At 67.2% G+C, this 20,957-nt stretch carries 19 protein-coding genes; 8 read left to right on the top strand and 11 right to left on the bottom strand.

Annotated features, from left to right (window positions below; translation table 11 throughout):
- Positions 1–17: 17 nt before the first annotated feature.
- Positions 18–899 (bottom strand): TolB family protein, encoded by an 882-nt coding sequence (locus MLP_RS05060; RefSeq protein ID WP_013861939.1) that lies wholly within the window; start codon positions 897–899, stop codon positions 18–20.
- Positions 900–1,043: 144 nt separating this feature from the next.
- Positions 1,044–1,646 (bottom strand): hypothetical protein, encoded by a 603-nt coding sequence (locus MLP_RS05055; RefSeq protein WP_049804458.1) that lies wholly within the window; start codon positions 1,644–1,646, stop codon positions 1,044–1,046.
- A 313-nt stretch (positions 1,647–1,959) separates the two neighbouring features.
- Between MLP_RS05055 and MLP_RS05050 the strand changes: the two genes are divergently transcribed.
- From MLP_RS05050 to MLP_RS05040, 3 genes are all read left to right on the top strand, one after another.
- Positions 1,960–2,949 (top strand): Acg family FMN-binding oxidoreductase, encoded by a 990-nt coding sequence (locus tag MLP_RS05050; protein ID WP_013861937.1) that lies wholly within the window; start codon positions 1,960–1,962, stop codon positions 2,947–2,949.
- A 56-nt stretch (positions 2,950–3,005) separates the two neighbouring features.
- Positions 3,006–5,741 carry a pyruvate, phosphate dikinase gene (gene ppdK, locus MLP_RS05045; RefSeq protein WP_013861936.1) on the top strand — a complete coding sequence of 912 codons (2,736 nt, stop codon included), beginning with the start codon at positions 3,006–3,008 and terminating at the stop codon, positions 5,739–5,741.
- Between the two features lie 126 nt (positions 5,742–5,867).
- Positions 5,868–6,371 (top strand): hypothetical protein, encoded by a 504-nt coding sequence (locus tag MLP_RS05040; RefSeq protein ID WP_013861935.1) that lies wholly within the window; start codon positions 5,868–5,870, stop codon positions 6,369–6,371.
- A gap of 16 nt (positions 6,372–6,387) precedes the next feature.
- Here MLP_RS05040 and MLP_RS05035 read toward each other — a convergent pair whose 3' ends face one another.
- The 4 genes from MLP_RS05035 to MLP_RS05020 all read right to left on the bottom strand — a co-directional run bounded on the left by MLP_RS05035 (position 6,388) and on the right by MLP_RS05020 (position 10,963).
- The gene (locus tag MLP_RS05035) at positions 6,388–7,362 is read right to left on the bottom strand and encodes an NAD-dependent epimerase/dehydratase family protein (protein ID WP_013861934.1); all 975 of its coding nucleotides are present in this window, start codon (positions 7,360–7,362) and stop codon (positions 6,388–6,390) included.
- A gap of 33 nt (positions 7,363–7,395) precedes the next feature.
- Complete coding sequence (locus MLP_RS05030; protein ID WP_041789741.1) at positions 7,396–9,474, bottom strand: NAD(+) synthase; 2,079 nt, start codon at positions 9,472–9,474, stop codon at positions 7,396–7,398.
- Between the two features lie 198 nt (positions 9,475–9,672).
- Complete coding sequence (locus MLP_RS05025) at positions 9,673–10,104, bottom strand: VOC family protein (RefSeq protein ID WP_013861932.1); 432 nt, start codon at positions 10,102–10,104, stop codon at positions 9,673–9,675.
- 157 nt (positions 10,105–10,261) lie between these two features.
- Complete coding sequence (locus tag MLP_RS05020; protein WP_013861931.1) at positions 10,262–10,963, bottom strand: histidine phosphatase family protein; 702 nt, start codon at positions 10,961–10,963, stop codon at positions 10,262–10,264.
- Between the two features lie 192 nt (positions 10,964–11,155).
- On the opposite strand from MLP_RS05020, the gene MLP_RS05015 reads away from it, so the two are divergent.
- The gene (locus MLP_RS05015) at positions 11,156–12,019 is read left to right on the top strand and encodes a hypothetical protein (protein WP_013861930.1); all 864 of its coding nucleotides are present in this window, start codon (positions 11,156–11,158) and stop codon (positions 12,017–12,019) included.
- Positions 12,020–12,081: 62 nt separating this feature from the next.
- Positions 12,082–13,305: a nucleotide disphospho-sugar-binding domain-containing protein gene (locus MLP_RS05010; RefSeq protein WP_013861929.1), complete on the top strand. Its 1,224-nt coding sequence runs from the start codon at positions 12,082–12,084 to the stop codon at positions 13,303–13,305.
- Positions 13,306–13,314: 9 nt separating this feature from the next.
- Here MLP_RS05010 and MLP_RS05005 read toward each other — a convergent pair whose 3' ends face one another.
- Both MLP_RS05005 and MLP_RS05000 read right to left on the bottom strand, forming a co-directional pair.
- Complete coding sequence (locus tag MLP_RS05005) at positions 13,315–14,793, bottom strand: DUF2252 domain-containing protein (RefSeq protein ID WP_013861928.1); 1,479 nt, start codon at positions 14,791–14,793, stop codon at positions 13,315–13,317.
- A 100-nt stretch (positions 14,794–14,893) separates the two neighbouring features.
- Entirely contained in the window at positions 14,894–16,294 is a 1,401-nt protein-coding gene (locus MLP_RS05000; RefSeq protein WP_013861927.1) for an aspartate aminotransferase family protein, read from the bottom strand.
- A gap of 340 nt (positions 16,295–16,634) precedes the next feature.
- Here MLP_RS05000 and MLP_RS04995 point away from each other — a divergent pair, with 340 nt between their 5' ends.
- A complete protein-coding gene (locus tag MLP_RS04995) occupies positions 16,635–17,126 on the top strand; it encodes a metallophosphoesterase family protein (protein ID WP_013861926.1) in 492 nt (163 codons plus the stop codon).
- Between the two features lie 186 nt (positions 17,127–17,312).
- On the opposite strand, the gene MLP_RS04990 is transcribed toward MLP_RS04995, so the two are convergent.
- Positions 17,313–17,960: a TetR/AcrR family transcriptional regulator gene (locus MLP_RS04990; RefSeq protein ID WP_013861925.1), complete on the bottom strand. Its 648-nt coding sequence runs from the start codon at positions 17,958–17,960 to the stop codon at positions 17,313–17,315.
- A gap of 75 nt (positions 17,961–18,035) precedes the next feature.
- Here MLP_RS04990 and MLP_RS04985 point away from each other — a divergent pair, with 75 nt between their 5' ends.
- Positions 18,036–18,524, top strand: coding sequence for an ester cyclase (locus tag MLP_RS04985; RefSeq protein ID WP_013861924.1), 489 nt, complete (start codon positions 18,036–18,038; stop codon positions 18,522–18,524).
- Between the two features lie 47 nt (positions 18,525–18,571).
- Entirely contained in the window at positions 18,572–18,790 is a 219-nt protein-coding gene (locus MLP_RS27880; RefSeq protein ID WP_156821039.1) for a hypothetical protein, read from the top strand.
- Here MLP_RS27880 and MLP_RS04975 read toward each other — a convergent pair.
- Together MLP_RS04975 and MLP_RS04970 are read right to left on the bottom strand one after the other, a co-directional pair.
- Positions 18,771–19,580, bottom strand: a complete 810-nt coding sequence (locus tag MLP_RS04975; RefSeq protein ID WP_156821038.1) for a hypothetical protein — start codon at positions 19,578–19,580, stop codon at positions 18,771–18,773. The two genes, MLP_RS27880 and MLP_RS04975, sit on opposite strands and share 20 nt — an antisense overlap.
- Before the next feature lie 208 nt (positions 19,581–19,788).
- On the bottom strand, positions 19,789–20,952 hold the full coding sequence (locus MLP_RS04970) for a multidrug effflux MFS transporter (protein ID WP_231851419.1): 1,164 nt from the start codon (positions 20,950–20,952) through the stop codon (positions 19,789–19,791).
- Positions 20,953–20,957 lie beyond the last annotated feature (5 nt).

The raw sequence follows: 20,957 nt of genomic DNA, 5'->3' as shown, positions 1-20,957 counted from the left end.
CTTGGTCGGTGATGACGCTATTGAATCGGGTAGGCCACAAAGGCGAACCTCCGGCCGGTCGGGGCCCAGCTGTTGACGTTGAGCGTGCCCTGACCGCCGAACAGCGGATAGCGCCGCAGCGGCACGGTCCAGTCGGCTGTCGACACGACTCGGACCTCGACGTCCAAGTCCGGCGGATGTCCCAACGTGCCCGGTGGGAACACGATGTAGCTGGCGAAGTGCCCGTCGCGTGACAGGTGCGGGAACCAGTCGACCGTGTCGCTGACCACCAGCCGTTCGATCTCCGTTCCTTCGCCGAGACTGGCATCGCGTACGCGGGCGAGCTGGGCGTGACCGGGTCGATCGGTAAAGGCCTCGGTGTTGACATAGATCCACCGCCCGTCCGGTGACCACTCCGGGCCGTCGAGATGGCCGGGCCCGGTGTCGACGACCGTTGTCGGTCCATGCGGCGCCATGATCGCCAGCCGCCCGGGTTCGGCGAAGTCCTTGAGGCGAACGTACGCCAGCCGGCCGCCGTCCGGCGAGACACCGTGGAGGAAGTGCCATACGCCCTCGTCCACCGTGACCCGCTCAACCGGTCCTCCAGTCAGCGCGGCGCGGTAGATGTGGCCGTCCTCGGCGGATAGATAGACCTGCTCGCCGTCCGGGTCGAGGACGTGATCGTTGTTGATGCTCGGCAGGCCCTGGTGCGGGATCTCTTCCAGTCCCGCGGAACCGTCCACGGGCAGCCGCCACAGCCGCCCGTTCCCGTTGACGTACAGCACGTCGCCGGCCAACGACCAGTTCGGCGCCTCGATCAGCAACTCGTCGGTCTCGAAGATCAACTCCGGCTCCACCAGGTCCGGCCCCCCGACCCACACCTGACAACGCTGACCGGATCCCAACGTGCGGTACGCCACTCGCACAACCCTACGTTCGGCTTTGTGGCGATTGGGTGCCCTGACCGGATCTGCTCGGGATTGTTGGATCTGCACTGGCTACAGATAGAGCGAGACCGACAAGATCGAGCAGATCGGCTGGGGCGACCAGCACGGCCGCTGCTCCTAGCAGCCGCAGTCCTTCTCGCAGCCGCAGGTGCGAATCAGCAAGCCCTCGATGGTTCCTGCCACGCCACCGACTCCGCCACCTTCCGACGAGTCGTACCGAATCCGGTACGCAGCCGTGACCTGGATACCCGCGAGCTTCTCATCGGTCGGCCGGACCAGGCGACCACACAAGCGGCCCTCCATCACGTTGTCATCACCGCACTTCTGACAGCCGTCGAACGCGGGCTTGCGGTGCGTACCTTCGTTCGTCATCCCCCGCAGGTGGCCCTGGACGATGCCGGCGGAGGTCCGCCAGCGAAACGTCCCGGAGTGGAACCCTCGGCGCTTTCCGGAGCCATGAGCGAAGACGGTGGTCAGCTCGCGGACGAGGAGTTCGCCGTCGAAGAGCTTGCCCAGCTCGGAGTCACAGTCATGGCTCCACACTTTGGCTCGGAGCTGTTGTTCGACCACCAAGGTCGCACAGTCGAGCTGCTTGCAGATCACCCGCTCGGACTCCGGGTCCGACAGGCTCCCTTCGAAGTCCTTCGACAACTCATCGAGACACAACTCGGCCGCCACCAGGTCAGCTGGCCCGGCCTCACATACATGGAAGTTCGTCATGGGTGGATGAGACCCAGGCCGCCCCGACTGATACCCGTCGCGAGCGGCCGTGAGCGGAGCGACGGCTCCGTCTGGACAGACGAGGGAGCAAACACGCTTTTCGTTTGCGAGCGAGGAAGGAAGACGGAGTCTGTGGAGCGCAGCGAACAGCGAGTGACGACCAACACAGACCACTGGCGCCTCCCGGTGGGACTTCCGACTCTGCTGACCGCAGCCGGCCCGGCAGACACTGGCGATGTGGGCCTCTCGGGCCGCTGGGGTAGGAGTCGGCAGCTCGTTGAGGCGAACGTCGATCCGAACGAGGAGTCCCATCATGACCACGACCGCCGCCAGAGAGCAGACCGCACTGCTGCATCGCGTTGCGGCGCAGGCGAGTCTCGCACCGTCGGTGCACAACACCCAGCCTTGGCGATTCCGGATCACTCCCACCACCTTCGAGCTCCGGGCCAACCGGGAGCGACGGCTGCACGTCTTGGACCCGACCTCCCGCCAGCTGCTGATCAGCTGCGGCTGCGCACTGTTCAACGCCAGGGTGGCTCTCGCCGCCGAGCGCAAGAGCTTCGTGGTGGAACGGTTCCCCGACCCGAACGATCCCGACCTGCTGGCTCGGCTGACGGTCGCCGATCATCGGGCCCCGTGGACACCCCTGGTCCGGCTGGAGCCGGCGATCGCACGGCGCCACACCAACCGGCGTGAGTTCTTCGAGCGCGAGGTGCCCGAGGAGATCCAGTGGGAGCTGTCCAATGCCGCCGCCCAGGAGAATGCGACCCTGGTCGCGCTGGAGACCAGGGAAGCCCGGAACACCGCTGCCCGGCTCTTGCAGGAGGCCGATGCGGCAGAGAACGACAACCCGGCCTACCTCGCCGAGTTGCGCGAGTGGACCACCAGCATCGCCACCCGTCGCGACGGCGTGACCTCCCGCTCCTTCCCGATGGAGTCGCGGGAACCCAATGACGTGCCGATCCGGGACTTCGGTGTCAAGGTGTCCGGCCAGATGTCTCCGGTACGCGATTCCGACGCCGAGCAGTGCCTGATGATCCTGGGCACCGTCGAGGACGGCCCGTACGCCTGGCTGCGCGCCGGGGAGGCCTTGCAGCGGCTCTGGCTGGAGGCGACCCGGCTCGACTACGTGGCCGGCCTGATCACCCAGGTGATCGAGGTGAAGCGCACCCGCAAGCAGCTCCGCGCCGAACTCGGTCTGCCGTTCTATCCGCACTTGCTGCTCCGGATCGGCCAGGCCGCCCCGAACGTCCCGACCAACCGGCGTCCGATCGAGGATCTGGTCGAGGTCGTCGACAGCTGATCGTCAACAGCTGAGCGAACCAAGGAACCGCAGACCAAGGAACGAGGAGAGACCGCATGTCCGCCCCCACTCGCTGGGTATATCGCTTCGATGAGCTCGACACCGTCGAGCAGACGCTGGGAGGTACGTGGGACGACGTCCGCGGACTGCTCGGCGGCAAGGGTGCGAACCTGGCCGAGATGACCAGGCTGGACATCCCCGTACCGCCCGGTTTCACCGTCACCACGCAGGCCTGCCTGCGTTATCTCGACGGCGACAACACGGTCGATCAGGCGCCGGCCCCGGGGTCGATGCCAGCCGAGATCTGGGACCAGGTGCTGGAGGCCCTGCGCGCCACCGAGCACAAGCTGGGCAAGGTGTTCGGCGACCCGACAACACCACTGCTGGTGTCGTGCCGCTCCGGGGCGAAGTTCTCCATGCCCGGGATGATGGACACGGTGCTCAACATCGGGCTGAACGACGACACGGCCAAGGGCCTGATCGATCGCAGCGGTGACGAGCACTTCGTCTACGACTCCTATCGCCGGCTGATCCAGATGTTCGGCACGGTGGTGCTCGGCTTGCGCGACGAGCTGTTCGAGAACGTGCTCTCCGCGGCGCGGACCACCCGGGGCGTGGCCAGCGATGCCGAGCTGACCGCAGCGGACCTGCGCGGTGTGGTCGCCCGCTTCCGTGAGATCGCGCCGCAGTTCCCGACCGATCCGTACGAGCAGTTGCGGATGGCGATCGAGGCGGTCTTTCGGTCCTGGAACGGTCGTCGCGCCATCGACTACCGGACCGCGGCCGGGATCGCCCACGACCTCGGCACCGCGGTCAACGTGCAGGCGATGGTCTTCGGCAACCTCGGCGAGCAATCAGCCACCGGTGTCGCGATGACCCGGTCCGGGGCTACCGGCGCGCCTGGTCTGGAGGGCGACTTCCTGCTCAATGCCCAGGGAGAGGACGTCGTCTCCGGCACCCGCGCGACACTGCCGATCCAGTCGCTGGGGAAGGTGATGCCGCGGCTGTACGCCGAGCTGCAGGAGATGGCCGGTCGGCTCGAGGCCCGTTACCACGACATGCAGGACATCGAGTTCACCATCGAGGACGGCACCTTGTGGATGCTGCAGACCCGCGATGGCAAGCGGACCGCCACGGCGGCGGTCCGGATCGCGGTGGATCTGGCCAACGAGGGCCTGATCACCCGGGCTACCGCGGTACGCCGGGTCAGCCCGGCCCAGATCGACTTCTTTCTGCACCCACAGCTCTCCGCTGTGGCACGGGCCACCGCGATCGAGGAGGGCCGGCTGGTCGCCACCGGGCTGAACGTGTCACCTGGGGCCGCGGTCGGCGCGGTGGTCTTCGACCCCGACACCGCTCAACGGCTGGCCGCCGACGGCCGCAAGATCATCCTGGTCCGGCCGGAGACCAAGCCCGACGACGTGCACGGCATGCTCGCTGCCCAAGGCATCTTGACCACCCGCGGCGGCCGGACCAGTCACGCCGCGCTGGTCGCCCGGCAGTTCGGCAAGCCCGCCGTGGTCGGGGTCAGCGCGCTGGAGGTCGACCTGGTGGGCCACCGGGCGCTGGTCGGTGACCTGGAAATCGCCGAGGGCGACTGGGTCTCGCTCGATGGCGGCACCGGTCAGGTGTTCCTCGGCCAGCTCGACACCTTCGTACCCGACATCAGCGACAGCTGGCTGAGCACGCTGCTGTCCTGGGCCGACGACTATCGCCGACTCGGGGTACGCGCCAACGCCGACTACCCGGTAGACGCGCAGCGGGCCCGCGCCAACGGCGCCGAGGGCATCGGCCTGTGCCGGACCGAGCACATGTTCTTCGCCACCGACCGGCTGCCGCTGATGCAGAAGATGATCATGAGCGGCTCGACGACCGAGCGCCGGGAGGCGCTGGACGAACTGCAGCCGCTGCAGCGCTCGGACTTCCTCGGTCTCTTCCGGGCGATGGACGGTCTGCCGGTGATCATCCGGCTGGTGGACCCTCCACTGCACGAGTTCCTACCCACCTTCGAAGAGTTGTCACATCGGATCACCGACGCCAAGATCCGCCTGTCGGCGGCGGCGTCGTTGGACGAGATCGACGGTCTGTTGACCCGGCTGCGGCACGACGAGGATCTGTTAGGCCGGGTGGAGGCGCTGCGGGAGTCCAACCCGATGCTGGGGTTACGCGGCGTCCGGCTCGCACTCCGCTATCCGGAGATCCTGCAGATGCAGGTCCGAGCGATCTTCGAGGCCGCCTGCGACGCGTTGGAGGCCGGCGGCGACCCACACCCGGAGGTGATGGTGCCGCTCACCACCGACGCGGGCGAACTGGCCGCGGCCCGCACAGTGATCGACGCCGAGGCGGCCGCCGTGTTCGCCGAGCGCGGCGTCAGCATGCCGTACCAGGTCGGTACCATGGTCGAGACACCGCGAGCCGCCTTGACCGCGCCGAAGCTCGCGGCCCATGCCGACTTCTTCTCGGTCGGCTCCAACGACCTCACCCAGACGACGTACGGGCTGAGTCGTGACGACGCCGAGACCAGCTTCCTGGTCGACTACCTCCGCACCGGGGTGTACGACCATGACCCGTTCACCTCGATCGACCCCGAGGGCGTGGGCGCGCTGATAGATCTGGCCATCGACGCGGCCGATCTGCACGAGGGGTTCGAGGTCGGAGTCTGCGGGGAGCACGGCGGCGATCCGACCTCGATCGGTTGGTGCCACGAGCACGGCCTGACCTACGTCAGTTGCTCGCCGCTCCGTGTTCCGGTCGCCCGGCTGGCGGCCGCGCAGGCGGCGCTGTCGGATTGAAGGATCTACAAGACTGGTTGAGAGATCTACCAAATTGAGGGGTCTTCGGCCCTTCGCGGACCGGGTGATTGGTGGAAGACTGAGGGGGATCCTGCAACCGACTCCTCGACGGGCAGATGATCTGCGATGACAGCGCATCAGATCCCCCTCTCCACCCATCTTGCTCCCCTGCACCGGCCTGCCCACCAGCGGCATCGTCAGGTCCCCGCCGGCCCGACACCGTGGAGCGTGGTGAGCCGGCGACACGTCGGGTTGCTCCGCTACGCCCGCGCCCGGGGTGTGGTCGCCTTGGCCGTCCGGTACGCGATCTGGGGGCATCGAATCCTGATCCGACTGCCGGCGTACAGCGACGCCAGCCAGTTCCTCGACGGTGCTGACGTCGCCTTGGATGTCGACGCCAGCACAGCCGACTGGGGACGCGTGGTCCGGGTCGCCGGCGTCGCCATCGTGGTCTCCGACCCGTCGGGTGAACTGGCCGATCCGGCGGTGGACTCCGACCCGGCAGAGGCCCCGACCACGACCGTGGTCATCGTCCCGGAATCGGTCAACTGGCTACCTCAGGTGGACGACATCCGGTACCCACCGCTGCCCAGCGATGCCGCCCGGATGCCGGCCACCTTCGCCAGCTGACAATCCAGTCGTCCTGTCAGCAGTAGCGGGCGCGGTACGCCGCCAAAGTGGTCGCGAGATCGTCGGTCGGTCGGAGCCCGAACCCGACTCCGCGGGTGCCCTCGACGTGGGTCGGCCAGCTCGAAACGATCGCCTGCACCGCCGGATCCGGCTGAACCGTCACTGCGCCGAGTTGGTCGGCCGGCACCGCCTGCTGCAAGGTCTCCACCATCTCGGCGAAGGTGACCGAAATGCTGGGCAGGGTCACTGTGCGGCGTCCCTCGAGCACCTCGGCGGGTGCCTCGTGCAGCAGGATCAGGTTGTCGATGATCGACTCCACACTGGCCACCGCCATCACGGTCTCGAGCGGGAAGGGCAGTTGGCAGTCCACGCCCTTCAACGGTTCGCGGAAGACTCCGCTGGCGGCCGACGAGGCCGCTGCGTTCGGGACGCCAGGTCGGATGATCACCGTAGGTAGCCGGGCGGCGCGGCCGTCGACGAAGCCCTTGCGGCCGTAGTCGTTGATCAGCAGTTCGAGCACCGCCTTCGTCATCCCGTACGTGGTGGCCGGCTGGACGAGCGAGTCGTCGTCGACGGTGTCCCCGCTGGCCGGACCGAAGACCGCGAGTGAACTCGTGGTGGTGAGCCGCACCGGGTGCGGGTGAGCGCGGCAGGCCTCGAGCAACTGCCGTGCGCCGTCCAGGTTGACGCGCATCGCGAGGTCGAAGTCGCGCTCGCCCTCGCCACTGACGATCGAGGCGAGATGGAAGACACCGACTGGTCCGTCACCCAGCAGCGCGCCGAAGTCCGCGCCGGCGACGTCTCCGCCGACCGCACGCCAGGTAGCCGGGAGATCGGTCAGCCGTGCCACCCCACCGGGCTGATCGAACAGCACGATCTCCTCGATCGGCTCCGACTCCCCGTCGGCGACAACCAAGCTGCCCTTCTGCTGCAGGGCCTCGGCCAGTCGATAACCCAGGAATCCCGCTCCACCGGTGATCACAACTCTCATGCGCTCAGCGACCTGCCTTTCAGATGGGTGATGTCATGTCGACGACCTCTGTGCTGCCGCTACCGTATCGACCCCGGTCGGCACGTTGCGCTCGATGTCGGCCAGCCAGACCGCCGCGTTCCCGTCCGATGGTGCCCGCCAGTCGCCACGCGGGCTGAGCGAACCGCCATGCGACACCTTGGGGCCGTTCGGCATCGCGGACCGCTTGAACTGGGCGAAGCCGAAGAAGCGTTTGACGAACACGATCAGCCACTCCCGGATCACCGGCAGGTCGTACGCTCGCCGGCGTTCCCGCGGGAACGCCGGTGGCCAGCTGCCGGCGTCGACGTCCCGCCAGGCGTGCTGGGCCAGGAAGGCGATCTTGGAGGGAGCGAAGCCGAACCGCAGCGTGTAGAAGAGGTTGAAGTCCTGCAACTCGTACGGTCCGATCGACTTCTCCGTGCTCTGCGGCACCTCGCCGGGCTTGACCGGAATCAGCTCCGGGGAGATCTCGGTGTCCAGGATCGCCAGCAGCACGTCAGCGGTCTCGCCGGCGAACGGCACCAGCCCGCTGACCCACCGGATCAGGTGCTGGATCAGCGTCTTGGGCACGCCTCCGTTGACGTTGTAGTGCGACATCTGGTCGCCAACCCCGTACGTGCACCAGCCCAGCGCCAGCTCGGAGAGGTCACCGGTGCCGAGCACTATCCCGCCGTGGTGGTTGGCCAGCCGGAACAGGTAGTCGGTCCGCAACCCCGCCTGGACATTCTCGAAGGTGATGTCGTAGACCTCCTCCCCGCGACCGAACGGATGGTCGAGATCGGCCAGCATCTGCGTCGCGGTCGGTCGGATGTCGAGCTCGTGCACGGTGATGCCGAGCGAGGTCATCAGCCGCCAGGCATTGGACTTGGTCACATCGCCGGTGGCGAACCCAGGCATGGTGTAGCCGAGGATGTTGGTACGCGGCAGCCCGAGCAGGTCCATCGCCCGGGCGGCCACGATCAGCGCGTGGGTCGAGTCCAGGCCGCCCGAGACGCCGATCACCACCTTCTCGGTGTGGATCGCCCGAAGCCGCTGGGCCAGGCCGTCGACCTGGATGTTGTACGCCTCGTAGCAGTCCTGGGCGAGCCGCTCCGGATCGGCCGGCACGAACGGGAACCGCTCGACCCGGCGGCGCAGCCCGAGGTCACTCATCGGCGGCGCCAAGGTGAACTCCACCGTCCGGAACGACGCGCCACCGAGCGCCCCACGGCGATTGTCCTCGAAGGTTCCCTGCCGGGCGCGCTCCTGGCGCAACAGATCGAGGTCGATGTCGGCGGTGGTGAGCTGCGGATCCTCCTCGAACCTGGCGCCCTGGGCGAGCTCAGCCCCGTTCTCGAAGATGCTGGTCTGCCCGTCCCAGGACAGATCGGTGGTCGACTCACCCTGGCCGGCTGCCGCGTACAGGTAGGCGGCCAGACAGCGCAGCGACTGTGCCCGACAGAGCAGGCTGCGGGTGTTGGACCGGCCGATCGTGATCGGACTGCCCGACAGGTTCGCGATCACCGTGGCGCCGGCCAGAGCCAGCCGGCTCGACGGCGGCACCGGCACGAACATGTCCTCGCAGATCTCCACTCCGATCCGCAGCCCCCGGACATCACTCGCCTCGAACAGCAGGTCGGTGCCGAACGGGGCACGTTGGCCGGCGATGGTGATCTCCAGCCCGACGATCCCGTCCCCGGAGGCGAACTGCCGACGCTCGTAGAACTCACGGTAGGTCGGCAGATGGATCTTCGGCACGACGCCGAGGACGCGTCCGCGATGAATCACCACCGCTGTGTTGAACAGCCGGGCGTTGTGTCGCAGGGGCGCGCCGACGATGATCACCGGCAGCAGGTCGGCGGAAGCCGTCACGATGTCGGCGAGCCCGACGAGCACCGCATCCAGCAGGGCATCCTGACCGAGCAGATCCTCCACCGCGTAGCCGGTCAGGGTGAGCTCGGGCATCACCGCGACCGCCACCCCTTCGCCCGACGCTCGACGGGCGACCTCGATCACGCTCGCGGCGTTGCGGGCCGGATCGGCAACATAGACATCGGTGGTGCAGGCCGCCACCCGGGCGAACCCATGCGCATACAAGGAGGCAAAGTTCATCGGGCTCACGGGGCTCATGGAGTCATCCTGCCTGACCGCAGATCCGCCGCTTCGACGGCGTGACAGGCTGACCTGCGTGCGCGTACTCATGCTGGATGAGTCGTCGGCGTCTGCTCCGGTACGCGCTGTCCTTGGCAACAGCGACAGTCCCGACTGCGACGCCGCCTTCCGACGGCCGAGCTGACTCAACGCAGGTGATCAACGCAGGTGATAGGCCACCGCGTGCCGCGGCTCATACAGCAGCATGTCATCGGCTCCGGGCACCTGAACCAGCACGCCCCGTCCAAAACCCATGTTCTGCGGCTCTCCGGCAAACTGCGCGCCCCGCCCGGCGAGCTCGGCCATGGTGGCATCGAGATCGTCACACATGAGCGCGACGGAGTGATGCTTGGGTGAGCGCCAAGGTCTCCCCTCGTGCTCGCCGGCGGTGGGATGGACACCCAGCTCGCTGGGTCCGGTGCCGAAGATCAGCCACTCGGCCGGGTCAGCGCCGCCGGTGCCGGTGCCGCCGACTCCGGCATCACCACGCTCTCCCTCCGAGATGTAGGGCCAGCGCAGCACATCTTTGAAGAATGCCCGGGTCGCGGCCGCATCGTCGGAATACACCAAGGTATGGATTGCGGTGAGCATGATCGAACAGTACGACGGCAGCGAACCCACTGGACGAGAGGCATTGTCCGCCGAGCCACTCGTGCCTGTTCGGTCAGACATGCTGCAGGCATCAGTCATTCCTTCGTGATGGGAATTTGACTCTCGCTGCTGCGCATGCGGCGTGTCGCGGCCAACCTCAGGGCGCGAGAGGCGGTTCTCCGTCAGCAGCCGAGGTCTCCTCGACGCTCTCGCCGGTGACATCGTGCGCACGATGATCCAGGAGGTCGACACCGCCGAGCGGTGTGCTGCTCCACCGTGCCAAACGCCAGCCGATGTCCGGATCACCCTCCAGCACGGCCATACCGGTGTTGGCGATCGAGAGATCAGCGACCGCCTCCGGTCGGAGCCCAGTGGCGAGCGCGGTGTAGACGCGGATGGCCGCACCGTGGCTGAAGACCGCCACGGTCGACTCCGGGTCGTGGGCTGCCGCGACGGTCCGGATCGCCCCGTCGTAGCACTCCCAGAACTCGTGACCCGACATACCGCCCGGCACCGAATGACTGAGGTCGCCGTGTACCCAGCTGACCAGGCAGTCGACATACCCGCGCAGCGCCTCGGGATCGGCACGCATCTCCAACGTGCCGGCCGAGATCTCCTCCAGACCGGCGGTGACCGTCACATCCAGTCGCCGTACGCGGGCCAGGGGCGCCGCGGTCAGCTGGGTTCGAGTCAATCGGGAGGCGTAGATGGCAGCGATCCGCTCGTCGCCCAGCGCCGGCGGCACCGCGATCGCCTGGGTGTGCCCGAGCCGTGTCAGACCCGCACCGGGAATCGCGGTGTCCAAGGCACCGCTGACGTTGTTCGGTGTCTGGCCATGGCGAATCAGCAGCAACCGCAACAGACCGCCTCCTGACGACGACCGAGCCCCGCGAGGCGCACACCTCGCCCGATCCGGACCCTACCTGCTCCTGATTGCACGTCTCCACCGAACATCGCTGCTGGGCAGCTGCCGGATATCGGCTCGATCTCGTATCTGGAGGGTGCTCTCACAGACCTCTTGTGAGAACGCAACCCAAGGAGGCATACCCACATGGCCGCACGACCCCTCATCATCTGGCGCGGACACGGAACCGACCAGGCGATCTATTCCTCGGAGCACTCCGACGGCGGATTCCTTCGCGCATTCCAAATGCCCGCCTCGGGCAGCAGCCTCGGCATCGCAGCGGCCCGGCTGCCGGGCGGCGGATTCACCGCGGCCTGGCGCGGCGCCGACAACGACAACCGGATCTGGACTGCCGTCGCACCCATCACGACCAACTGGTCGCGGCAGTCGCTCCCGGCCGGCGCTCCGCGTACCGAGGACCGCCCTGCCCTCGCCACGTACGGCAGCTCGGTGGCGATGGCCTGGCGGGGCGCCAACACCGACGAGCACATCTGGTACACAGCTCAGGTCAATGCCGCCCAGCAACCTGCCTGCGACGGCAAGGCCAGTTCCACCCACGGCCCCGCGTTGGCCGATCTGGGTGACGGCCGGCTGCTGTTGGCATGGAAGAGCTCAGGCGGAAATCAGCGCTTGTACTCGGCGACGTTCGACGGCCACACCTGGTCCGAGCCGCTGCCAGGCCCCGGCGGTTCCACTCATGGGCCCGCATTGGCGACCACCCAGCAGGGCACCGCACTGATGGTGTGGAAGGGATCCGGTGGCGATGACCGGCTGTGGAAATCTTCGTATGTGAACGGCAGATGGTCCGCCCAGGCGCTGGCCGTGGGCCGATCCAGCCACGGCCCCGCGATTGCGAAAGTGGGTCTCGGCGTGGTCATGGTCTGGAAAGGAGTGCTCGGTGACGAACGTCTGTTCTGGTCTCGCGACCTCAGAAGCCAGCACGAGGTGGCGCCGGGCTACACCAGCGCCAACACGCCGGCGATCACCTATGTGGACTTCATGCGCCTGTAGTCGACCGTCAACACAGAGCTACGTGATCTGACTGGCTGAGCAGCAGGAGCAGACTCGACTCCATGAGGATCCTCTTCGCTGCCGCACCCGCGTACGGACTGCTGCTACCGATCGTGCCGCTGGTCTGGGCAGCACGCGCGGCCGGCCACGAGGTCGCCCTGGCGACCACCGGCGAGCTGACCGAGGTCGCCGCCCGAGCTGGACTGCCTGTGCTGGATGTCTTCCCCGACCGAGAACGATGGGCAGCGCTGACGGGGTGGGGCAAGCGGCCCGACGAGCTACCTGCCGACGCGCCGGTCGAGGTGAAGAACGCAGCCAGGGTGCATGCACCCTTCGCCGCCTTCACCGCCACGATGACCGAAGGCACCATTGCGGCGGCCCGCTCGTTCCGGCCCGACGTCATCGCCACCACGAGTGACCACCCAGCGGGGCTGCTCGCCGCGAGCGCGCTCGGCGTCCCAGCGCTGGAAGTCGGCAACCGAATCTCCTGGTCCACCCGGGACGCGAGTTGGCGCAACCGATCGCAGCCGATGGTTCCCGAAGACGTCCTGGTGCCATTGCGCCAGCGTCTCGATCTCTCGGCGAACCCGCCAGAACTGATCGCCCGGATCGATCCGCGAGCACCGAGTATGGGCGGAATCCCAGCCGACCGAACCGAGGTTGCCGATGCGGTCGACGGCCGTCCGTGGTGGGGCATGCAGTACGTCCCGTACAACGGGGGTGCCGTGCTTCCGGACTGGGTGCTCGGGCCGATCGAGCGACCAAGGGTCGGCGTCACCCTCGGCACCGTCGTGCCCCTGATCAGCGGCACCAGCAGCCTCACCGTCGTCATCGAAGCCTTGGCGAGTCTCGATGTGGACGTCATCCTCGCGGCGGGCACCGCCGATCTCACGTCGTTGGGCGAGCTGCCGGGCAACGTGCGCTCTGTTGGGTATCTGCCACTCTCGGCCTTCCTACCCAGCTGCAGCCTGTTGATCCACCACGGCGGCTCCGGCACCACGGCCGCTCCTCTGTTCTACGGCGTGCCGCAGCTCGTCCTGCCCAGCTTCGCCGACAATCCGATGTCGGCGCAGCGGGTGGTCGATCGTGGTGTCGGTCTTGCCCACGATCCCGGCACGATCAACGTCGGCATCGCCCGTGAGCTGGTCGACCGACTGCTGATCGAACCCCACTTCCTCGACCAGGCCCGGCAGGTCAGCGCCGAGATTGCCAGCCAACCGACACCGAGTGACATCGTCGCCCGGCTGGCCGACGTCGTGTCTCTGCAACCGACCCCAGCTGGGTAACGAACGGCGTCAAGCCACCTTGCGAGAAGCGGTGTCGTCCGAGCTGATCCGGCCGTGCTTGATGCCCTTGACCCAAGCCTTGTGGTCACGTTCGGCCTGGTCCGCGTAGCGCACCGCGAATTTGCTGATCGCCTTCTCGAAGTCGGTGCTCTTGCCCAGATAGCCGGCGATCGAGATCGAATCGCCGCTGCGAGCGTGGGAATGGGCCAGCGCCCAACCGCACAACGTCGCATAGGCCTCGGCCTCACTGGGATCGAGATCCTCGATCTCCACCGAACCCTTCTCATCCGCGAGCTGGCGCCAGTAGTAGAACTGCTCGTTGGACGAGGATGAATAGCCGAGGAAGATATCGCTGGCCGACTGGATCAGCCGTTGCCCGTCGACCACCCGATGCCCTTGGTCGGTGTATTCGCACGGCAGGCCAGCCAGGGCAAGGACCGGCTCCATCGCCTGCTTGACCTGCAGCATCAACGGCTCGCCGTGATCGGCTCCCTCACACAGCACCGCAAAGCAACGGGTGCCGACGCTACCGACACCGACCACCTTCAAGGCGATGTCTTTGATCTCGAAGTGGCTGAGCAGATGTCTCCGGTCCGCCGAGGTCGAGTCCTGGAAGCCTTGCAGGTTCTCCTTGATCTGCTTGTGGATCCCGTCCGGATCCACGAACCCGCGCAGATCCTGACCGGCGTGCGCACTGAACGCCTTCGAGTCCAAGAACTCATCGAGATCTCTCAGTGGCACCACGAACTTGCCGTTGTCCCAGTCAACGACGCGCCTGAACTGGCGCTGGCCGTCGACCACCTCGGTGAGTTTCTTCACCGCCGCTGCGCTGGTCTCCTTCTTCGCGTCCGCAACCACCCGGTCCCATGCCTCGACGTCCTTGTCCGGTGCCTTTGCTTGGATCTGATCGGCCGTCGCGCTGGCGTACCAGACGTCGAGGACGCTCTTCTTCGCGAAGCCGCGCAGCTGGGTCCGGTATGCCTTCGCTGCCGTCTCGGCCAGCCGCTTGCCGTCAGCGTCCCGCCACGTGGAGCCCATGAGTCGGCAGTTGTCGCGGGCGGCCAGCACGAAGCTCGTCGCGAGCCGCTTCAGGTCCCACTCCCAGGGTCCGGGGAGGGTCTCATCGAAGTCATTCAGGTCGAAGACCTGCCGGCGCTCGGGCGACGCAAACAATCCGAAGTTGGACAGATGTGCATCGCCGTTTGCCTGCACCATGATCCCCGTGCGCGGCACCGTCGCCAGATCGTAGGCCATCACAGCGGCAGAGCCGCGGTAGAAGGCGAACGCGGAAGTCGCCATCCGCCGATGCCGCTCCGGGACCAGGACTTGCAGCCGTGGCTCGTCCTGATCGAGCAGCACTTGGATGGGATCGATCGTCCGCTTGGCGGGATCCCAGACCCCCTGCGCCTCCAGTGGCACAGTCTTGCGTAGGCGTTTGCCAGCAGCCTTCCGCTTGGCGGCATCTGGGGTCAGGGTGGAAGCAGACATGGGGACTCCATCGTCGGAAGGTGTCCCTGGGTTTTTTCGGACACCGGCTGTACATACCCTGCTCGCGCCGGGCGCCGGGCGTCAAGGGGTCGTTAGGCCCCTACAACAGCGACCAGGCCTCGGTGAGCACGGAGCGGAGGATCTGCTCGATCTCGTCGAACTGCTGCTGATCGCAGATCAGCGGCGGAGACAGCTGAATCACCGGGTCGCCCCGATCGTCGGCGCGGCAATAGAGGCCCGCGTCGAAGAGGGCTTTGGACAAGAAGCCGCGCAGCAGCCGCTCCGACTCGTCGGCGTTGAAGGTGAGCTTGGTGGCCTTGTCCTTCACCAGCTCGATGCCGTAGAAGTAGCCGGCACCGCGGACGTCGCCGACGATCGGCAGCTCCCGCAGCCGGTCCAAGGTCGCCCGGAAGGCACCCTCGTTGCTCCGGACGTGGTCGAGCAGCCCGTCCCGCTCGAACAGATCGAGATTGGCCAACGCCACCGCGGCCGAGACCGGGTGCCCGCCGAAGGTATAGCCGTGCATGAAGGTCGTCGCACCCGAGGCGAACGGCTCGTAGACCCGATCCGAGACCAGCATCGCGCCCAGCGGGGCGTACCCGGAAGTGATCCCCTTGGCACAGGTGATGATGTCGGGCTGGTAGCCAAAGCGCTCCGCGCCGAACATGTGACCCAGTCGGCCGAACGCGCAGATCACCTCGTCGCTGACCAGCAGGACGTCATACCGGTCGCAGATCTCCCGCACCCGCTCGAAATAGCCCGGCGGTGGCGGGAAGCAGCCGCCGGAGTTCTGCACCGGCTCCAAGAACACCGCCGCGACCGTGTCCGGGCCCTCCATCTCGATCGCCTGGGCGATCTGATCGGCAGCCCAGCGCCCGAACGCGACCTCGTCGTCGCCGTGCTCCGGAGCGCGGTAGAAATTGGTGTTCGGCACCTTGTGCGCGCCGGGCACGAGCGGCTCGAACTGCTGCTTCGCCGCGGGGATCCCGGTCAGCGACAGCGCGCCTTGCGGGGTCCCGTGGTAAGCCACCGCACGCGAGATCACCTTGTGCTTCAGCGGCTTGCCGATCTCCTTGAAGTACTGCTTCGCCAGCTTCCAGGCGCTCTCCACCGCTTCCCCGCCGCCGGTGGTGAAGAAGACCCGGTTGATCTCCCCCGGAGCCAGATCGGCGATCCGCTCGGCCAGCTCGACAGCGGCTGGGTGGGCGTAGGACCAGATCGGGAAGTAGGCCAGCTGGGCGGCCTGCTTGGCAGCCGCCTCGGCCAGCTCCCGGCGGCCATGACCGACCTGCACGGTGAAGAGTCCAGCAAGTCCATCGAGATAGCGCTTGCCCCGCTCATCCCAGATATACGCCCCGTCGCCCCGCACGATGGTCGGCACCGGCGCCTGGTCGTAGCTCGACATCCGGGTGAAATGCATCCACAGGTGCTCGGACGCACGACTCGCTGAGGCACTGGCGACGGCTTGAGCCGGCTGATTCTCGGTGGACAACACTGTCATGAACGGAGCGTACGCCCCCGCAAGGATGCGTCAGGTTTGTGGTCGGGGCCACCGGATCTGGTCTTGGCCAACGCGGCTCGTCGTTGTGCTGATCGGTCGTCGTGCTGATCGTCTGTGCCCCGCGGGCGTGACACGTACGGGCGCTCTGGGTCGGGGTCGGTCGTCTGCGGCCCGCGGGCGCAAGACGTGCGGCCGGCACGCTCCACCGCCGATCGTCTGCGGCCCATGAGCGCAAGACGCACCATCGGGTCCGCCCGATCCGTGGTTGGTCTTGCGCCGATATCGGCGCCCGCCAGTGAGCTGCTCGCTGGTTGTGTGGCGGCATGGCAGGCTGAGTCGGGTGCGAGTCCTGGCCCTGTCCGACACCCATGCGCCCCGATTCTGGAAGCGCTGTCCCCGTGCGGTCGCCGTGCATGCGGAGCAGGCCGACCTGATCCTGCACGCGGGCGATGTCTGCATCCCCGAGGTGCTGGACGAGTTGTCCGCGTTTGCGCCCGTACGCGTGGTGCTGGGCAACAACGACGGTCCCGAGGTCGCGGCTTGGGGCGCACCCGAGAGCCTCGAGCTCGACCTGGAAGGACTGCGGGTGGCGATGATCCACGATGCCGGTTCAAAGGACGGTCGGCTGGCGCGCATGAAGCGCCGCTTTCCCGCCGCCGACCTGGTGATCTTCGGACACTCCCATATCCCGATGGACGTGGCCGATGATCGGCTACGCATGGTCAACCCCGGCTCGCCGACCGACAAGCGGCGGCAGCCGTTCCGCACACTGGCGGAACTGATCATCACCGACGGTCGACTGGCATCCGCGGTGATCCATGACCTTCCCTGATCGAAGATCGACCTGATCGAAGATCGAAAGGTGCCTGGATGTCGTTTCGCCCGAGGTGAAACAGCATCTGCGCACCTTTCGATCCGCAGAAGGTCGGATAGCGCGATTCTCGCCCCGGCGCCCGGACCCCGAACCCCGAACCCCGAACCCGCCCCAGCACAGCACCCAGCACCCAGCACCAACAACTCAGCCGCCCAGCGTCCCGAGTCCGGCGATCAGTCCCTCCGCGAGCCAGTGCTCGTACGCATCGAGCGACCAACCGCAGCGACGGACCAGCCGATCTCCGTTGTCCGGGGCCGTCAACGTCCACACGTGATCGACCAACTGCTCGACCGTGAGCCCCTCGGCGAGACCGAACCTCTCAGCCAGGTGCTTGACGACACCGGCGTTGCCGATCCGCCGTTCCCGGTCGATCGTGGCCAAGAAGTCGGCCAGCTCCGTGTCGGACCCCGCTCCCTCGGCGAGCACCACCCCGAGGAGCGGACCCACCCGGCCGAAGAGCAGCCGGGCGACGGACGCGTACGCCCGCAGTGTCTCCGGTGCGCTGCTTTGGCTGCGGACCCTGGCGATCTCGGGCCGGTCGTTCAGGGCAATCGGCTCGTCGTCTCCGGCCAGCAGGACGTCGTAGACCGCCTTCAGCACCTCCGCCTTCCCCCCGAAAGTGTTGTAGATCGTCTGCGGACTGACCCGCGCGGCCCGTGCGAGAGCCGAGATCGTCGTGCCGTGATAGCCGGTCTCGAGGAACTGCGAGCGTGCGACATCCAGGATCCGCCGACGGGTGAGTCGGGCAGCCTCGGCGCGTTTCGCACTGTCGTACGCACGGGTGGTTGACATCTCGCTCCATTCGCTGGAACATAATTCCACTGGAATCTGATTCCAACTACACTCTAGCCAGATGAGGAGCCCCGTATGTTCACCGACACGACGCCGATGACGACGACCAACCCGGCACTGCCCGCCGCCCAGGCGGTCTTCGACGCGATCAACTCCCATGACCTGAGCTGCTTGGACAGCGCCGTGACCAGCGACTTCGTCGACCACGGCTCGCCGTTCCCGCTGCCGCCAGGCCCGGACGGCTACCGCCAGATCCTCACCTATGTCACCCAGGTGCTGGCGATCCGCTACGAGAAGCTCGACGAGTTCGTCACCGAGGACCGGATCGTCATCCGGGCGGTTGCCCACGGCGTGGCGGTCGCGCCGATCCACGGCGAGCAGTTCGCCGGCCGTCCGTACACGATGCCGACGATCCATATCTATCGGACCGAGGGCGACCGACTGGCCGAGCACTGGGGTGTCCGCGACGAACTCGGCGTCCTGCAGCAGATCGGCGCCCTACCAACACCATCCATGCCGTCAGCACCGACCCCCGGGCACGACGCGCCTGACAGTCAGCGATAGGTGCGCAGATACGGCCGAACCTACCGCTGGTTCCAGAATCCGCACTGGTGCTGATCGGCGATCTCCCGAAGGGATCGGGCGGGAATCAGCGCCTGCACGCGGCCGTCTTCGACGAACAAACCTGGCCCCAGCCGCAGCCGGGCCCCGGTGGCTCCATCCACGGTGCAGCGCTGGCAAGCACGCAGCACGGTGGTCGCAGTGATGGCGTGCAAGGGACACACCAGCGCCACCCGGCGATCACCTATGTCAGCTTCGCGAATCTGTGATCGGCCGGCCAGAGGCACTGGTGACCGAGTCGAGGTAGTCGGCGGCGGTCAAGCCGGACCGGTCGTGGTCGATCGCGCCGACAATGAGCGTCACGACCGCGGTGGCGAAGACGCTGCTCGACTCCCAGCGAGCCGTCTCGATGAGGTACGGGTCGATCCGAGTGCGCAGCAGATGCCCGTCGAGCAGCAGTTGGACAGCAAGGGCGAGGCGCTCCATCGTCCACTCGGGTCGCAGCACGATTCCGTACGCCATCATCAATTGCTGATAGCCCTGCGACCACTCGCGCTGGATCCGGAGTCCGTCCTCAGCGATCTGTCGCTGGATCTCGGGATGCCGCGGCAGCATCGGAGCGAGATGCATCAGCAGGAAGCTGCGCGGCGAGGACACTAGGTTGCCCATGATGGTGTCGGCGGTGACGGTGATAGCTCGCGCCAAGCCGGCCGACGTGGCCACCGCCACCAAGAACTCGGGCGTTGCGTCCGGGGTGCCCCCGGCGGGCTGGTCTCGATAAAGGATGCAGTGCAAGGCGGCGTCGTGGACGAGCTCTTCCTTGCTCCCCCACCGGTTGACGATCGCCTTCTTGCTGATCGCCGGCTGATATCCGGACAACACCCGAGTGATGTCCTCGATCCGGATCCAGTCCAGTGCGGCCGGGAAATGGATCGATCTCAACCGCGCGGGCAGGTCGCCAGAGGCCTCGGAGAGACTCGCATCGATCAACTCGGCAGCGGCATCCAGGATCCGCATGGCGGTCGGGTCATACCTGGTGGGAGCCGGACGGGGGGACATGAGGGCTAGCGAAGCACAGACCGGGCCCGTCTGGGTCCGGGGTCAGAACTTGGCCATGGACAACACCACGATGCCGGTAACAGTCGAGCCGGCGGACACGAGAGACCTCTTTCATTCCTGCTGGCATGGCCCTTCCGCTCGGCCACGAAGGAAGTGAACCACGACAGCGGTCGCAAGAGGAGCCCGGTAGAGGGACAGCCGGAGCACCTTATCGGTGGCGAGTGAGAAGATGGGACGCCGCGGCGAGGACCGAGCAGGCGAGGGCGACCACTCCCAAGGGGACCGCGGTGTGCTCACCGGCGAGTCCGACGAGCGGGGCGGCGATCGCACCGAACGCATAGCGACCCAGCCCGAGCAGCGAGGCCGCAGTGCCGGCGACGCGGGCATAGTCGGCCAGCGCCAGCGCCGTGGCCGGCGGCGTGCTGGTCGCCACACCGCTGGTCAGCAGCACGATCGAGGCCAGGATCACCCACAGCGGCAGGCCGGCGGTGCCGGCGGCGAGAATGCCCGCCGCTCCGGTCACCGCGATTCCGAGACCGAGGGCCAAGGTGCCGGTGGACGACCAGCGCTCGCTCAATCGACCGGAGACGAAGCCACTGAGCACGTACGCGAGCGAGCCCAGCCCGAAGGCGTAGGAGTACTGCTGCGGCGTCAGACCGTAGATGCCCTGCAGGACGAAGGTGGCGCCGCTGAGATAGGCGAACACCGCCCCGTTGAGGAAGCTGATGGTCAGTGCGGTGCCCAGGAAGCGTCGGTCGGCCAACAGCACGCGCACGTTGGCTCGGAAGTGGGACAGGCCACCTGCCGTACGGGACTCGATCGGCAACGACTCACGGAAGATCAGCAGCACGGCGAGCAGGATCGCCGCACCCACGGCGGCGAGGAACACGAAGATGCCGCGCCAGTCGGTGAGCCTGGCCAACTGACCACCGACCAGCGGGCCGACGATCGCGGCACAGCCGGCCAGCACGGTGAGCCGACCGTAGTAGCGGACCAGCGCAGCGCCCGAGTACAGATCCCGACCTGCCGCTTGAGCGATCACCACCCCCGTGGCGCCGGCCAGACCCTGTAGCAGCCGGGCGGCGATCAAGATCTCGATGCTGGGGCTCAACGCACACGCGACCGAGGCGACCACGTAGCTGCTCACCCCGATGATCAGCGGGCGCCGACGACCGAACCGATCCGACAGCGGACCGGCGATGATCTGCCCCGCCGCCAGTCCGACCAGACATGCGGTGATGGTCAGCTGCGCGGCCGAGGTGCCTGCGTCCAGATCGGCGGCCAGCCGCGGCAGCACCGGCAGGTACAGATCCATCGAGATAGGACCGAACACCGTCAGCAGCGCCAACACGAGCGTCAGCGATCGGCTCACCGGAC

The organism is Microlunatus phosphovorus NM-1, assembly GCF_000270245.1.
GTDB classification, from domain to species: Bacteria; Actinomycetota; Actinomycetes; order Propionibacteriales; family Propionibacteriaceae; genus Microlunatus; species Microlunatus phosphovorus.
This window is presented reverse-complemented; position numbering and strand designations above follow the sequence as displayed.

Excerpts from the sequence above, each read along its gene's own strand:
- MLP_RS05055 (WP_049804458.1), bottom strand. The coding sequence starts at position 1,646 with ATGACGAACTTCCATGTATGTGAGGCCGGGCCAGCTGACCTGGTGGCG.
- MLP_RS05050 (WP_013861937.1), top strand. The coding sequence starts at position 1,960 with ATGACCACGACCGCCGCCAGAGAGCAGACCGCACTGCTGCATCGCGTT.
- ppdK (WP_013861936.1), top strand. The coding sequence starts at position 3,006 with ATGTCCGCCCCCACTCGCTGGGTATATCGCTTCGATGAGCTCGACACC.
- MLP_RS05040 (WP_013861935.1), top strand. The coding sequence starts at position 5,868 with ATGACAGCGCATCAGATCCCCCTCTCCACCCATCTTGCTCCCCTGCAC.
- MLP_RS05035 (WP_013861934.1), bottom strand. The coding sequence starts at position 7,362 with ATGAGAGTTGTGATCACCGGTGGAGCGGGATTCCTGGGTTATCGACTG.
- MLP_RS05030 (WP_041789741.1), bottom strand. The coding sequence starts at position 9,474 with ATGAACTTTGCCTCCTTGTATGCGCATGGGTTCGCCCGGGTGGCGGCC.
- MLP_RS05025 (WP_013861932.1), bottom strand. The coding sequence starts at position 10,104 with ATGCTCACCGCAATCCATACCTTGGTGTATTCCGACGATGCGGCCGCG.
- MLP_RS05015 (WP_013861930.1), top strand. The coding sequence starts at position 11,156 with ATGGCCGCACGACCCCTCATCATCTGGCGCGGACACGGAACCGACCAG.
- MLP_RS05010 (WP_013861929.1), top strand. The coding sequence starts at position 12,082 with ATGAGGATCCTCTTCGCTGCCGCACCCGCGTACGGACTGCTGCTACCG.
- MLP_RS05005 (WP_013861928.1), bottom strand. The coding sequence starts at position 14,793 with ATGTCTGCTTCCACCCTGACCCCAGATGCCGCCAAGCGGAAGGCTGCT.
- MLP_RS05000 (WP_013861927.1), bottom strand. The coding sequence starts at position 16,294 with ATGACAGTGTTGTCCACCGAGAATCAGCCGGCTCAAGCCGTCGCCAGT.
- MLP_RS04990 (WP_013861925.1), bottom strand. The coding sequence starts at position 17,960 with ATGTCAACCACCCGTGCGTACGACAGTGCGAAACGCGCCGAGGCTGCC.
- MLP_RS04985 (WP_013861924.1), top strand. The coding sequence starts at position 18,036 with ATGTTCACCGACACGACGCCGATGACGACGACCAACCCGGCACTGCCC.
- MLP_RS04975 (WP_156821038.1), bottom strand. The coding sequence starts at position 19,580 with ATGTCCCCCCGTCCGGCTCCCACCAGGTATGACCCGACCGCCATGCGG.